We start from the raw sequence: 13,535 nt of genomic DNA on the forward strand, positions 1-13,535 counted from the left end.
AAGTGGCGGGTTCGCGCCGTCGAGGCGTGACCTGTCCTAAGGCTTGACGATCCCGACGGCCAGGCCGAGGTCGACCAGGTCCTGCGGACGCAACCGCAGCTGGTCGGCCACGGCGGGCACGTCGGTCATCGGGCGTTTGAGGATCGCCGCCGCCGCTTCCGGGGAAGTGACCGAGAAGTAGGCGTCCGGGGCGATCCAGGTCGCGCCCGGAGCGGCGAAAGCCAGCGCGCCGCCGGAACCGCCTTCGCCGATCACCAGCGTGGTGACCGGCGCCGCGGCGGTGGCGATCGCTTCGAACAGTTCCGCGATAGCGGGTCCGATCCCGCCTTCTTCCGCTTCCGCGTCGTTTGCCGCGCCGGGAGTGTCCACCAAGGTCAGCACTGGAATCCCTAGCCGGGACGCCAGCTGCACGAGTCGTGCTGCAGTGCGGAAACCTGCCGGCCGGGTCGCGGTGCCGCACTGTGCTGCGTACGCGATCGCGCGGCCGTCTCGCCAGCCGAAGCCACATTGGACGCCTTCGTCCACGTGACCGGCACGGTCGCCTTGTACGTTCTCTCGCCAGTCGAAGTACGCGTCGAGGTACTCGGGTGCGCGCGCTCGCGAAGAAGCGCGCGCTGCACGTACGGCGTCCCAGCCGGTTTCGGGCAGCGTGGCACCGCGACGGGCGTTGGGCGGGGGCGCGGGCTCTGTCGACGGCGAAGCCAACAGCTGTAGCCATCGCGCGAGTACGTCGCCTAGCTCGGCTGTTTCAACGAGACGGTCGACCTGACCCCACTCCAGCTTCGCTTCAACGGTGTACGCCTCTGCGGGAGACGTCGCAGGCCGTACGCGGGAGCCTGCGAAGCCCACCTGCGCGTCTGGGAGCCCCAACACGACATCGGAACCGGCACCGAGCGTCGCCCAGCCGCCGCCGGTCGACGGGTCGCGCAGCACGGAAATCTGCGGGACCCCTGCCGCGCGCGCTTCCGCGGCGGCGCGCGCGATGCGTTGGAGCTGGGAGAGCGCGCGCATGCCGTGCTGCATCCGGCTGCCGCCAGTCGCGACCAGCGAAACCACTGGCAGGCCACGTTCTTTCGCGTGGGCGAAAGCGGCCTCGACGCGGTCGCCGGTCTGCTGTCCGATCGAACCGCCGAGGAAACCGAACTCCCAGGCGATCAGCACCGTCGGCACGTCGCCGATCCGGGCTTCCCCGACGACGACCGATTCGGTCTCGCCGGTGCGCGCGGCGGCGGCCGCCCGGGCCTCCGGATACCCCGGCCAGCCGAGCGGATCGTCCGCGGGAGCGTCCGGAAGGGACAGGTCGGTGAAGCCGGTGGAGAGGCCGGCCAGCAGCTCGCGCGCGGTGGTCCTCATCCCAGCGCTCGCTTCATGACTTTGCCCATGTCGTTGCGCGGCAAGGCATCCAGGTAGCGCACGACGCGCGGCCGCTTGTGCGGGGCGAGCAGCTTCGACACGTGGTCGGCGAGTTCCTCGACCGTCGGGCGCGCGCCGTCCGGCACGACCCAGGCGACGATCCGCTCGCCGAGGTCGTCGTCGGGTTCGCCGGTCACCGCGACCTCGGCGACGTTCGGGTGTTCCAGCAGCGCGTTCTCGATCTCGCCCGCGCCGATTTTGTAGCCGCCGCTCTTGATCAGGTCGGTGGCCTTGCGGCCGACGATCCGGACGTAGCCGTCGGGGTCGCGGGTGGCCATGTCGCCGGTGCGGAACCAGCCGCCGTCGAGCGCGGCGGCGGTCGCGTCCGGGCGGTTGAGGTATTCGGTGAACAGATTCGGCCCGCGGACCTGGATCTCGCCGACCGCGTCGGGATCGCTGATTTCGGCCCCGGTCTCGTCGACCAGCCGGAGGTCGACCCCGGCGAGCGGGACGCCGACCGAACCCGGCTTGCGCTCGCCATCGGCGCGGACGCTGGTGTTCATCAGGGTTTCGGTCATGCCGTAGCGCTCGACGACCTGCTGTCCGGTCGCGGCGGTGATCCGCTGGTGGTCGTGCACCGGCAGCGCGGCCGAGCCGGAGACCAGCAGCCGCGCGGACTTGAGCGCGCCGGCGAGGGCTTCGTCGGTCGCGACCGCCTCGGCGATCCGGTGGTACATCGTCGGGACGCCGAACAGCATCGTCGCGCCGTTCGCGAGTTCCTCGGTGACGCCTTCGAGCGAGAACCGGCCGAGGTGGCGGACCGTCCCGCCGCGGCGCAGCGGACCGAGGATGCCGAGGATCAGGCCGTGGACGTGGAAGAGCGGCAGGCCGTGGACGAGCACGTCGTCGGCGGTCCACTGCCAGGCGTCCTCCAGCGCGTCGAGCGTGGTCGCGATCGCGCGGCGGGGGAGCACCACGCCCTTGGGCGGGCCGGTCGTGCCGGACGTGTAGACGATGAACGCCGGTGCTTCGGAGTCCGGCTCGCTTGCCGGCGGCGTCCCGTCGCCCGCCAGCGGAATGTCGCGCCGCGGCAGGTCGAGCGCGGCAGGCAGTGCGACGCCGGGTTCGGCGAGCACCAGCGCGGGTTCGCTGTCGGCGAGGATGTGGCCGAGTTCGCGTTCGCCGATCTTGGGGTTGAGCGGCACCACCGGAACCCCAGCGAGCAACGCGGCGACCACCGCGACGCTGGTGTGCAGCGTCGGCGTCGCCCACACCGCGACCCGGCGGTCCGCGGGCAGGTCAGCGGCCAGTGCGCCGGCGACCGCGCCGAGTTCGGCGTAGGTGAGTTTTCGGTCGCCGAAGCGCAGCGCTTCCTTGCCGGATCCGGCGGCGACTGCGGGAAACAGCGGATCGGGCACTTTCGCGGACCTCCTGCGTCACCGGCGGCTGGAACCGCACCGTACCGCCTTGTGGCGGTCGCCACCTGCGACGCGATTCACAGCTCCTGATTGTCAGGGGTACCCAGGCTCAGGCGAGATTATCGAGCAGCGCGCGCACCCGCTCGACCATCGTTTCGTAACGGGCCGGGGCGACGTTCACGTACCGCTCGCCGCCGTCGGTTTCGGAGAACGAGAACAGGTAGCGGCCGTGCTCGGTGTCGTAATACGTGCAGATGTCGCGCCCGCTGATCCGCCGCCCGCCCAGCCCGTCGCGCACCCCCGCGGTGATCTGGCCGCCGCCGACGCGCGGCAACGCGGCGACATCGAGCAGATGCCGGACGTCCTGCCGGGCCGGGCCGCCGTCGAGCGCCAGATTCAACGCCGACTCCGGCACCGACACGGCCTGCCCCTGTGCCGGCTGGACGCGCGGCAACTCGCGGATCAAGTCCTCCGCCAGCGCGTCCGGCCGAGCGGGCCGCAACACGACCGTGCTGGTCGAGGGCATGTGACAGGCGAGCACCGCGTCCTTGCCCAAGGCCGCGACGACCAGCCGATACCGCCGATCCCGCCCGCTCTCGACGGTCGCCGACAGTTCGCTGGCCCCGCGGCACAAGACGGTCATGGTCCGGGCGAACGTCTCGTCCAACCCGCCGCGGCCCCAGACGCCTTGGTCGGCCATCGCGCTCACCGCAGCTTCGCGGTACGCGCGTGCCTCCTCGGGATCACGCCACAACGGGTCGGGCGCGAGCGCCGTCGGGAGCGAAACCCCCGCCAGCTCCGCCGCGAGCGGCAAGCAGTCGGCAGGGAGCACCACCTCGCGGGTGAGCACGAGCATCGTCAGAGCCCGATCACCGGCGGAACCGCCTTGGGCAGGTCCCCGATGAGCGCCGCGTCGGGGTCCTGCTCGACCAGGTAGTCGGCGGTCTCGTGGACGAGGTCGTCCTCGCCTTCGCCCTTCTGCCCGCGGCCCATCGCGCCCGCACCCATGCCTCCCGGCGCTCCGGCGCGCCCGTTGGCCCCCGCCGCCGCCCCGCCTCGCGCGGTGACCTCGGCGTTGGGTCCGGAGCCGATTCCCGCTCCCCGGCCGACGTTGCTGCCCGCGTTGCCGCCGTTGCCGCTGCCTGGCCCGCCGATGCTGCCCGCGCTGCCTCCGCCGGTACCCGGTAGGCCCGTTGGGTAGAAGCTGCTGCCGCCGTTGCTGTTTCCGGTGCTGGGATTGCTGCTGTTGACCGACCAGGAGGTGCTGTTGGGGCTGCCGGTGCTCGTCAGATCCGGCGGAACATACCCGGACGTCCGAGTGTCGTCCGGCAGGTTCGCAGGCGGAGGCACATGCCGCCCCGACTCCGGCGGATTCCCGGGCGGCGGGGTGTAGCGCTCCGGATCCCACCGATGAGTCTCCGAAGGCGGCAAGGTTCCCGGCGGACCGGTGCGATCGTTGGTGTGATCGCGGTGGCCGGAGCTGCCGCTGGTGTCGCCGGTGCTGGCGGTGTTGCTGGTGTTGCCCGTGTTGCCGCCGACGTAGCCGCCCTCGGAGTAAGTGCCAGCGGTGCCGCCAGTACCGCCCGGGGTGTAGTGCGTGGGCAGATGCGCGGTCCCGGTGCCGCCGGGCTGGGTGATGGTGAAGTCACCGCCCGCGGAGGGGAGAGCGAGCTGCCCGTATTGGGACGGGTCTGCCCAGCGAGCGGAGTTCTCCGTCGACTCCCCGTGATACGACTGGTAGCTGTTGACGACTTCTTGCGCCTTCTTTTCCCACTCCTCGATTTCGCTGGCCCGGTTGGACATGAACGACAAGGGAGTGTCGCTGACCCAGTCGTCCGCCGGCTTGTCCCCGAGATCGCCGACGGCAGCGATTTTGTCGCGGAGTCCGTCGAAGGAACCGCCTTGGCCGGAGTAGAGCGCCTGAGCTTGCGCGAGGTGCTGGCCACTGGTCTGAGACGCTTGGACCAGCGGCCCGGCCCCGACGTACGCCCGCCCGGCGGCGTCGCCCTTCCAGTACGCGTCCATGGCGCTCTGGAGCTGCCGCATCTCGTTGGCGATGTCCTCGTGCTGCGCGGAAAGCGCCGCGGACTGGTCGGAACCGTGGAACATTCCGCCGGACCCCTTGCCCGATTTGACCAGGCGAACGATTTCCTGCGGGGTGAGGTTGGCCATCAAGCACCTGCCTTGATAGTGGTGACAGCAGCGGCGGCGGTTTTTGCTGCCAGCGCGCACGGATCGGCGTAGCCGGGGAACGATTTGTCGAGCATCACGGAGGCGGTGAAGGTTTCGTCGTCTTTGATCCCGACCGCGATTTGGCAGCCGCCGCGCTTGCGGTCGTCGGTGGTGCCCGCGAAGACGGCGGGGTAGCCGTTGACGTCTGGGGCGACCTCGAAGTACCCGGATTCGCTTTCGCTGTTGGTGTAGGCGCCGGCCAGACCGCCCTGCCCGGGGAGCAACCCGAGACCGACGCTGTTGTCCCTGTCGTCGTACCAGGTGCACAGAGGTGCGACGAGGCCCTGCCCTTGCCGGTGGCGGACGGCGTTGATGACTTCGGTTGCCTGGGCTTGGCTGAGCAGGGCGCAGGGGTTCTGCTCGTATTTAGTGGCGTCGAGAGGGTTGTTCACCTTGGGCACGCTGCGCGCGGTGCTCGTCGCCGATGTCGACTCGGGCGTCGCAGGAACCGGCGTCCCTGGAGTCGAGGAGCAGGCCGTAACAGCGAGGAGCAGCAGGCTGCCGGTGGCAGTGCGCACGACCGGCCTCACGGACGCTGATGTGCTGGGCGGCCTGATGACGTCCAGCACAATGCGGTTTGCCATCAGGCACCCGCCTTGATCGTGGTGAGAGCGGCCGTAGCTGTTTTCACCGCGAGCGAGCACGGGTCGTTATACAAGGGGGAAGTCGTCCGGAGCCGCACGGAGGCGGTGAAGACCTCGTCGTCTTTGATTCCGACGGCGATTTGGCAGCCGCCGCGTTTCCGGTCGTCGGTCGTGCCAGCGAAGACAGCGGGGTAGCCATTGACATCCGGTGCGGCCTCGAAGTAGCCGGATTCGCTGCCGCTGTTGGTGTAGGCGCCAGCGAGGCCGCCCTGACCGGGAAGCAGCCCGAGGCCGACACTGTTGTTGTCGGCGTCATACCAGGTGCAGATGGGTGCGACGAGACCCTTGCCCTGGCGATTGCGGACCGAGTTGATGACCTCGGTCGCCTGAGTTTGAGTGAGCAGGGCGCAGGGGTTCTGCTCGTACTTGGCGGCGTCGAGCGGGTTGCTCACCTTGGGCACGTTGTGCGTGGTGCTGGTCGGTGCTGACGACGACACAGTTGTCGCTGGAACCGGGGTGCCTGGGGTCGAGGAGCAGGCAGTGACGGCGAGCAGAACGAGGCCGCCGGCCGCGGCCAGAGCGAAGGGCTTCACCGGTTCATCCTTGCTTGCGCAGGCTGTTGGTGTTGGCGTGGTCCTGGCTCTCGTATTTGGCGATGGCGTCTCTCAACTTGTCCGCGTATCCCTGTGCGTAAGCCTGTTGCTGCTGAAGGCTGGTCACATAAGCGTCGGCGTGGCCGTCAGCGGCCTTCTTCTGCATCGTGCTGGCCGGATCGTCGGCGGGTGGGGGAACGACCTTCAGCTGGTCGCCGACCCGCACCATGTCGTTGAGCTTGTCCGCGATTTCCTGCCACTTAGGCTGCAGCCTCTTCATCGCGTCGATGTCCATGTTGAACCCGCCACCGGCCGCCGCAGCGTTGACCTTGGCGTCTTCGGCCGCGCGCTGCTGGTAGACGCGCACGCCGTTGGAGTTCATCGCTTCGCCGAACTGCTTGTCCTGGCGGTCGCGTTTGGCCTGCTCTTCCGGGTCGACGTACCCAGCGCGCCCGTCCGTCGGCTCGCTGTTGCTGGACGGCTGCCCATTGCCCACGATGACGCTCCCCCTCGCTCCCGGCGGCGCTGTCTGCGGCTGCCGATGCTGTGACTCAGCTTAATCGGTCGAGGTTCCGCGTGCGGACAAAATCCCCCAAGCCGGGCAGGTGCCAGGGAGGCGGTGGTAACGACCGCCTTGGTCACGCAGCGTATCCACGTGGAACCGGCCTGCCCGCTCCTCGGCTCCCATCAGACCCGAGCTATCCTGGGAAATCGTGCTGGTATTGGCGATCGACACGGCTACTCCGGCGGTAACGGCGGGCATCGTTGCCGTCGACGAGGCTGAGCTTGTCACCCGGGCGGACCGCGTCACGGTGGATGCTCGGGCGCACGGCGAGTTGATCGCCCCGCACGCGCTGGCGGCCGCGGAGGCGGCTGGGGTCACGCTGCGCGAGCTCGACGCGATCGTGTGCGGCGTGGGGCCGGGGCCGTTCACCGGACTGCGCGCTGGCATGGCCACGGCGGCTGCGTACGCGCACGCGCTCGGCATTCCGGCGTACCCGGTGTGCAGCCTCGACGCGATCGCGGCGGACGTCGTACGCACGGAGAAGCCGTTTCTCGTCTTCACAGACGCGCGGCGGCGCGAGGTCTACTGGGCTGCGTACGACGCTTCGGGTGCGCGCACGGACGGTCCGCACGTACAGCGGCCCGCGGACATCGAGACTGACATTCGCGTAGCGGCGGGCGACGGCGCGTTGCAGTACGCGGCAGCGGTGGGCGTGGTGCCGATAGAGCCGCGGTTTCCGTCGCCGGCTGGGTTGGTGCGCGTCGCGCGTACGGCGCTTCTCGAGCACGCGGAGCCGGAGCCGTTGACGCCGCTGTACCTGCGCCGTCCGGACGCTGTTGAGCCCACTGCGCGCAAGAGGGTGACCGCACTGTGAAGCTCGACCAGTTGCGCCGCGCTGACGTCGCGAGGTGCGCGGAGATCGAGAAGATCCTCTTTCCCGGCGACGACCCGTGGAGTGCGCGCGCGTTCCATTCCGAACTCGACCAGGGGCACTACTACCTGGCGGCGCGGTCGGACGACGGGGAAACGCTGCTCGGGTACGCGGGGCTCGCGGTGGTCGGGCGACGCGGGGACTACGAGGCGAACGTCCACACGATCGGCGTGGTGCCGGAGGCGCAGGGGCAGGGCATCGGCAAGGCGCTGCTTCGTGCGTTGCTGGCACGCGCGGACGAGCTGCACGCGGCCGTGTTCCTCGAAGTGCGCACGGACAACGACCCTGCCGTGAAGCTGTACGAGGCGCACGGTTTCCAGAAACTCGGCATCCGGAAGCGCTACTACCAGCCCTCCGGCGCTGACGCGTTCACCATGGCCCGCCCCGCGCAGGCCCCGGCACGAGACGAGGTGGCCGGCTGATGGCACGCGTCATCATGGGCATCGAAAGCTCCTGCGACGAGACCGGAGTCGGCCTTGTCCGCCTGCACGACGACGGCACGGTGGAACTGCTCGCCGACGAGGTCGCGTCCAGTGTGGACCAGCACGCGCGCTTCGGCGGGGTCGTGCCGGAGGTCGCCAGCCGGGCGCATCTCGAAGCGATGGTGCCGACCGCGGAGCGCGCGTTCGCGACCGCCGGGCTGAAACTGTCCGATGTGGACGCGATCGCGGTGACGGCCGGGCCAGGTCTCGCGGGCGCGTTGCTGGTGGGGGTTTCGGCGGCGAAAGCGTATGCGACGGCGTTGGATGTGCCGCTGTACGGCGTGAATCACCTCGCTGGCCACATCGCGGTGGACACATTGCAGCACGGCCCGTTGCCGGCGCCGGTGTTGGCTTTGCTGGTTTCCGGCGGCCACACGCAACTGTTGCGAGTGGACGACATCGCGTCGAGCATCACCGAGCTCGGGTCCACTGTGGACGACGCGGCGGGCGAGGCGTACGACAAGGTCGCGCGCGTGCTGGAGCTTCCGTATCCGGGCGGGCCGCCGATCGACAAGGCGGCCAAGCAGGGCAACCCGAAGGCGATCGCGTTCCCACGCGGGATGACCGGTCCGCGCGACGCGAAGTTCGACTTTTCCTTCTCCGGCTTGAAAACCGCGGTGGCACGCTGGGTGGAGAACGCCGAGCGAGCTGGCGACGAGGTGCCGGTGAACGACGTCGCGGCGTCCTTTCAGGAAGCGGTCGCGGACGTTCTCACCGCGAAGGCGATCCGTGCCGCGCGCGAACAGAACATCGGCACATTGGTGATTTCCGGTGGCGTGGCAGCGAATTCGCGGCTTTCCGAGCTGGCGGCGGAGCGCTGCGCGGAGGCTGGCATCGAGCTGCGCGTACCGCGACCTCGCCTGTGCACGGACAACGGCGCGATGATCGCGGCGTTGGGGGCACACGTGGTGGCGGCAGGCCGTCCCGTGGCACCGCTGGACTTCTCGGCGAACCCGGGCCTTCCGGTCAATGTTGTGTCCCTTTAGGACTCACCAGGGCGGCGGAGTTCTCGGACACCCCCAGCAACGCCTCGATCGCCGCGGCGGACAGCGCGGCCGCGGAGCCGTCTCCGTACGGATTCGCTGACGCAGCAGCACTGAGCTCGCCCCGAAGAATCCGCGCGGCGGTATCGGTGATCAGGTCCGGATCGGTGCCGACCAGCCAAGCGCAACCAGCTTCGACAGCCTCCGGGCGTTCCGTGGTATCGCGCAGCACCAGCACCGGCGTACCGAACGTGGGCGCTTCTTCTTGGATGCCACCGGAATCCGTCAGCACAAGCGACGCCAACCGCAGCGCGCGCACGAGATCCGGGTATTCCAGCGGCTCCGTGACGGTCACCCGCGCGACCCCGCCCAGTACTTGCTCAACCTGCTCCCGCACCGCCGGATTCGGATGCGCCGGGAAAAGCACCTGCACCCGCGGGTGGGCATCCACGATCTGCCGCACCGCGGTCAGCGTGCGCGTCAACGGCTCGCCCCACGACTCGCGGCGATGCGACGTCACCAGCACCAGCTGTTCGCCAGCTTCGGCGATTCCCATCTCCAGCAAGGCAAGCGCCGGATCGCGGGCGGGCAAGTCGCGCGCGGCAACCGCTAGCACGGCGTCCACAACGGTGTTGCCAGTACGCGTGATCCGTTCCGCAGGCACGCCTTCGGCCAACAACGCCGCGCCCGCGGCCGCCGTCGGAACCAGGTGGAGCGCGGCGATGCGCGAGATCATCTGCCGCGTTCCCTCCTCGGGGAACGGCGACGCCAGGTCGTGCGTGCGCAGTCCGGCTTCGAGGTGGACCACCGGAATGCCGAGCCAGAACGCGGCGAGCGCGCCGGCCAGTCCGGTCGTGGTGTCGCCTTGCACGACGACTGCCGACGGCTGGTATCGGCGCAGCGCGGCGTCGAGCGCGGGCAGCAGGCCGGACACGAGTTCCGCCTGCGTGCCGGACACCCGCGGCGGCACGTCGAGCCACGCGTCGATCCCGACCTCGAAGGGGGCCAGCGCCTGTTCGACCATGCCCTGGTGCTGACCGCTGTGCACGACGAGCGGCCGCAACCCGGGCCGGGCGTCCAGTGCCAGCGCGAGCGGCGCGAGCTTGACCGCCTCCGGGCGCGTCCCGGCCAGCAGCATCACGTCCAACGTTTTCACCCTTTCGAGTGTCCCGGAAATCCGGGCTGCCGGCGGGGTCAGCGCCGGCAGCCCGGATTCTTCAGCCGTCCAGGCGGGCGAATCGCCGATTCCGGCGGCGGACGGCGACCAGCGCGACGATCCCGAGGATCACCAGCGCCACGCCGACCGCGAGCCACCAGCCGACATCGGCACCGGTGGCGGCGAGGGTGCCCACCCCGCCACCGGCGACGCCGACCCCGGCGCCAGGCATCTTGTACATCGATCCCTCACCTCACCGGGGTCAGGCAGCCGAACGACGCCGGGAGAAGCGAAGGCCGACCGGCACCGCGATCGCGGCCACCACGCCGAAGCCGATCCACATGCCGGCGCCCGAGGCGAGCGGCATCGGCGGAGCGGCCGGGCCGCAGGTCGCCGAGGACAGGATCACGTCGCCCGAACCGAGCGCGCCCAGCGCGTCGCCGCCGAGCAGCTTCAGGTGCAGGGCGTTGACGGTGAGGCTGCCGTCGCTGTTCTTGATCTGCTCGTTCAGGATCAGCGTCGCCACGTGCAGCGGGCCGACCTGGACCTTCAGCTGGGTGTTCGCCGCCGGGGTGGCGTCGACATTGCCCAGGCTGCCGAGGTTCGCGCCGACCAGCGTGGTGCTGCCCTTGACGCCTTCCTGCGTCGCGGTGCAGACGGCTTCGACCGCCTTGGCGCCGACGTTGCCGACAGCGGCCTTGAGCAGCGGCAGCCCGACGTCGGCGACGGACGCCTTCGACGTGACCGCGCCGGAGTTGTCGTCGCGCACCGCGGACGTGTTGATCACGCCGGTGGTGAGCACGCCTGGCACGTTCGCGGAGACCGCGGTGTTTTCCGTCGGGCCGTTGGTGTTCGCGGCCGCGAGCGGGCCGAGATGCACCGCGGGCTGGCCGAGCAGCGTCACGTTGACGTTGACGCCGTAGGCCGACCCGTCACCGGGAGCGGCGCTGGCCGGAGCGGCTCCGGCCAAGGCGATGCTCGCCACGACAACGGCGAGCATTCCGCCTCGTCGCACGAGGTGTCTCTTCACTGGTCCTCCGATTTTTCTCAGGGCGAGCCGCTGCACGGACGAATCCCGCTGAGCAAGAGTCGGCACGCGGATCGGTTATCGGCGGAGGTTTGCGAAATGGCACAGTTTTTTGTCCTCAATCACCACATCGGGTGATATTGATTCGCTTTTCCCCAGGTAGCGTGAAGCATCACTCGAACGGAGTAGCAAGCTTAGGTAAGAATATGCCGAAAGCTGCTCGGGTGTCCCCGGAACGGGGCTGCCCGGCGAAGGGCGGAAACCGTCGCGGCCACGACCGTGGCCGGGGTCCGCCCCGGTTCCGCTGGGTTTCTTCTCGAGAGGGTCGTCGTGACAGCAGTCAACGCGCCGGTGTCGGGCGCATCCCGGTTTTCGCTGCGTATCGCGGTGTTCGGGGTGCTCGCCGCGGGGGTGGCGCTGGTGCTCGTGGAACGCGGGTACCGCGAGCTGGAGGTGCGACTGGCCGGGGCCATCCTCCGGGTTGTCACCTCTTCGGGGGTCTACGTGGCCGGAAACCGGGAATCGGTCTACTTCGGGTTGTCTGGCGATACTCCATTCGGGTTGCGGATGACTCCGGAATGCTCGTCGGTCTTTCTTCTTCTACCGTTGCTATTAGTGACGGCCGCACTTCTGTGGTTCCGGCCACAAAATGCCCGTCGGCTCTTTTTCTCGCTGGGAATCGCCGCGATCGCGGTGGTTTTGGTTAATCAGTTACGGATTCTCACCATCGTCGGGCTGGTCAACGGCCTCGGCACCGACGAGGGCTACTACTGGGGCCACACCCTGCTCGGCTCGCTGGTCAGCGTCATCGGCGGCGCGATCTCGCTGGTGCTGTTCGTGTGGCTGGCGACGCGGAAGACGAAGGCCGAGAAGCGGGCCGCGGCGTGAGCGACTCCGGCCTGAAGATCCTGCTGTCGATCACGCAGGCGTTCGCGCTCACCATGAGCGTCGCGTTCCTCGTGTACGTCGTGGTGATCGTCGTGCCGTACCTGCGCCGCAAGCCCGCTCCGGTCGGCGATCCGGACGACTTCTCCTGGCACTTCTTCGTCCCCTGCCGCGACGAGGAAGTCGTGATCCGCGAGACGGTGAAGTACCTGCGCGGCACCTTCCGCCGCGCGCACTTGTGGGTCGTGGACGACGACTCCGACGACCGCACCGCCCGCGTCGTGCGCTCGGTCTGGCGGCGCAACGGCGGTTACGACGCGAACCTGCACCTCGTCGCCCGTCAGCGTCCGGAAGCGCGCACGGGCAAGGGAGACGCGCTCAACGCCGCCTACCGCGAACTGGACGACTGGCTCGGTCCCGACGCGGACCGGGAACGGGTGGTGGTCGTGGTGGTCGACGCGGACGGCCGTCCCGCGCCCAACTGTCTCGAAGTGTGCGCGGCGGACCACCTGTTCGGCGACGAAACCGTCGGCGCCGTTCAGCTCGACGTCCGGATGAGCAACTTCCGGAGCCGTCCGCCCGGCCGCACGTGGTTCTCCCGTGCCTTCGGCCTCAAGCTCGCCCAGCTGCAGGACTTGGAGTTCCGCACCGCGATCGCGGCGATCCAGACGTCCCGCGGCTTCACCGGCACGATCTCCATGGGCGGCAACGGGCAGTTCACCCGGCTGTCCGCATTGGACTCGATCGCGGGCGACGAGCTGGCCCCGTGGCGCGGTTCGCTCCTGGAGGACTTCGAACTCGGCGTGCACCTGCTCACCGCGGGCTGGCGGACCGGGTTCACGCCGGATTCCCATGTGGCGCAAGAAGGTCTGTACAGCCTTCGCCGGTTCCTGGTGCAACGCACGCGGTGGGGCCAGGGGACCATGCAGTGCATGCGGTACCTGCGCCGGATCTGGGACTCGCCGCACGTGTCCACTTTGGGCGCCGCGGAGATGATGTACTACCTGGCGCAGCCGTGGATGCAGCTGCTCGGGTCGCTGCTGTACCCGGTTCCGTTCATCCTGCTTCTCGTGAGCACCGCGGGCGATCCCGGCCAGGTGTGGACGTGGTTCACGAACGGCGCCTGGATCCTGTTCGCGATCTACGGTTCGTTCGGGCTGCTGCCGTTCGTCGTCTGGGGCCCGATCTACCAGATGAAATGCTTGCGCAGCAAGAACATCTTCCGCGGCATTGGCATGGGCCTGCTGTACGCGGCCTACATCTACACCTTCTACATCACGTCCTGGCGCGCGCTGTTCCGGCTGGTGCGCGGGCGCAACGGCTGGGCCAAGACCCGGCGCAACACCGAGGCCAGCGCGGGCGTGAAAGTGGCCCTGGACGCGTGAA

The 13,535-nt window shown here is 69.3% G+C and carries 15 protein-coding genes; 5 read left to right on the forward strand and 10 right to left on the reverse strand.

Features of this window, described 5'->3' with window-relative positions; translation table 11 throughout:
• Window positions 1-36 precede the first annotated feature (36 nt).
• The 7 genes from SSMG_RS02230 to SSMG_RS02260 all read right to left on the reverse strand — a co-directional run bounded on the left by SSMG_RS02230 (window position 37) and on the right by SSMG_RS02260 (window position 6,676).
• Window positions 37-1,353: a carboxyl transferase domain-containing protein gene (locus tag SSMG_RS02230; RefSeq protein ID WP_009072381.1), complete on the reverse strand. Its 1,317-nt coding sequence runs from the start codon at window positions 1,351-1,353 to the stop codon at window positions 37-39.
• On the reverse strand, window positions 1,350-2,771 hold the full coding sequence (locus tag SSMG_RS02235; RefSeq protein ID WP_009072382.1) for an acyl-CoA synthetase: 1,422 nt from the start codon (window positions 2,769-2,771) through the stop codon (window positions 1,350-1,352). The genes SSMG_RS02230 and SSMG_RS02235 overlap by 4 nt, the downstream gene beginning before the upstream one ends.
• 109 nt (window positions 2,772-2,880) lie before the next feature.
• The gene (locus SSMG_RS02240) at window positions 2,881-3,627 is read right to left on the reverse strand and encodes an ESX secretion-associated protein EspG (RefSeq protein ID WP_009072385.1); all 747 of its coding nucleotides are present in this window, start codon (window positions 3,625-3,627) and stop codon (window positions 2,881-2,883) included.
• A 2-nt stretch (window positions 3,628-3,629) separates the two neighbouring features.
• Window positions 3,630-4,943, reverse strand: a complete 1,314-nt coding sequence (locus tag SSMG_RS02245) for a hypothetical protein (protein ID WP_050788106.1) — start codon at window positions 4,941-4,943, stop codon at window positions 3,630-3,632.
• Entirely contained in the window at window positions 4,943-5,587 is a 645-nt protein-coding gene (locus SSMG_RS02250; protein WP_100266690.1) for a DUF3558 domain-containing protein, read from the reverse strand. Before SSMG_RS02250 ends, SSMG_RS02245 begins: the two co-directional genes overlap by 1 nt.
• On the reverse strand, window positions 5,587-6,180 hold the full coding sequence (locus SSMG_RS02255; protein ID WP_009072389.1) for a DUF3558 domain-containing protein: 594 nt from the start codon (window positions 6,178-6,180) through the stop codon (window positions 5,587-5,589). The genes SSMG_RS02250 and SSMG_RS02255 overlap by 1 nt, the downstream gene beginning before the upstream one ends.
• A gap of 4 nt (window positions 6,181-6,184) precedes the next feature.
• Window positions 6,185-6,676, reverse strand: coding sequence for a type VII secretion target (locus tag SSMG_RS02260; RefSeq protein WP_009072392.1), 492 nt, complete (start codon window positions 6,674-6,676; stop codon window positions 6,185-6,187).
• A gap of 217 nt (window positions 6,677-6,893) precedes the next feature.
• On the opposite strand from SSMG_RS02260, the gene tsaB reads away from it, so the two are divergent.
• Genes tsaB through tsaD form a run of 3 tightly spaced genes read left to right on the forward strand, consistent with a single transcriptional unit; the run spans window position 6,894 to window position 9,084 of the window.
• A complete protein-coding gene (gene tsaB / locus SSMG_RS02265; protein WP_009072395.1) occupies window positions 6,894-7,559 on the forward strand; it encodes a tRNA (adenosine(37)-N6)-threonylcarbamoyltransferase complex dimerization subunit type 1 TsaB in 666 nt (221 codons plus the stop codon).
• The gene (rimI, locus tag SSMG_RS02270; protein ID WP_009072396.1) at window positions 7,556-8,038 is read left to right on the forward strand and encodes a ribosomal protein S18-alanine N-acetyltransferase; all 483 of its coding nucleotides are present in this window, start codon (window positions 7,556-7,558) and stop codon (window positions 8,036-8,038) included. The genes tsaB and rimI overlap by 4 nt, the downstream gene beginning before the upstream one ends.
• A complete protein-coding gene (gene tsaD, locus SSMG_RS02275; RefSeq protein WP_009072398.1) occupies window positions 8,038-9,084 on the forward strand; it encodes a tRNA (adenosine(37)-N6)-threonylcarbamoyltransferase complex transferase subunit TsaD in 1,047 nt (348 codons plus the stop codon). Before rimI ends, tsaD begins: the two co-directional genes overlap by 1 nt.
• On the opposite strand, the gene wecB is transcribed toward tsaD, so the two are convergent.
• The 3 genes from wecB to SSMG_RS02290 form a co-directional block, all read right to left on the reverse strand.
• A complete protein-coding gene (wecB, locus tag SSMG_RS02280) occupies window positions 9,065-10,237 on the reverse strand; it encodes a non-hydrolyzing UDP-N-acetylglucosamine 2-epimerase (protein ID WP_286156927.1) in 1,173 nt (390 codons plus the stop codon). The two genes, tsaD and wecB, sit on opposite strands and share 20 nt — an antisense overlap.
• Window positions 10,238-10,298: 61 nt before the next feature.
• On the reverse strand, window positions 10,299-10,478 hold the full coding sequence (locus tag SSMG_RS02285; RefSeq protein WP_009072402.1) for an LPXTG cell wall anchor domain-containing protein: 180 nt from the start codon (window positions 10,476-10,478) through the stop codon (window positions 10,299-10,301).
• A 21-nt stretch (window positions 10,479-10,499) separates the two neighbouring features.
• Entirely contained in the window at window positions 10,500-11,252 is a 753-nt protein-coding gene (locus SSMG_RS02290; RefSeq protein ID WP_199785757.1) for a choice-of-anchor P family protein, read from the reverse strand.
• Window positions 11,253-11,594: 342 nt separating this feature from the next.
• On the opposite strand from SSMG_RS02290, the gene xrtP reads away from it, so the two are divergent.
• Window positions 11,595-12,152, forward strand: a complete 558-nt coding sequence (xrtP, locus tag SSMG_RS02295; protein WP_199785758.1) for an exosortase P — start codon at window positions 11,595-11,597, stop codon at window positions 12,150-12,152.
• On the forward strand, window positions 12,149-13,534 hold the full coding sequence (locus tag SSMG_RS02300) for a glycosyltransferase (protein ID WP_037716460.1): 1,386 nt from the start codon (window positions 12,149-12,151) through the stop codon (window positions 13,532-13,534). The genes xrtP and SSMG_RS02300 overlap by 4 nt, the downstream gene beginning before the upstream one ends.
• Window position 13,535 lies beyond the last annotated feature (1 nt).

Source organism: Streptomyces sp. AA4, assembly GCF_000158875.1.
GTDB lineage: Bacteria > Actinomycetota > Actinomycetes > Mycobacteriales > Pseudonocardiaceae > Amycolatopsis.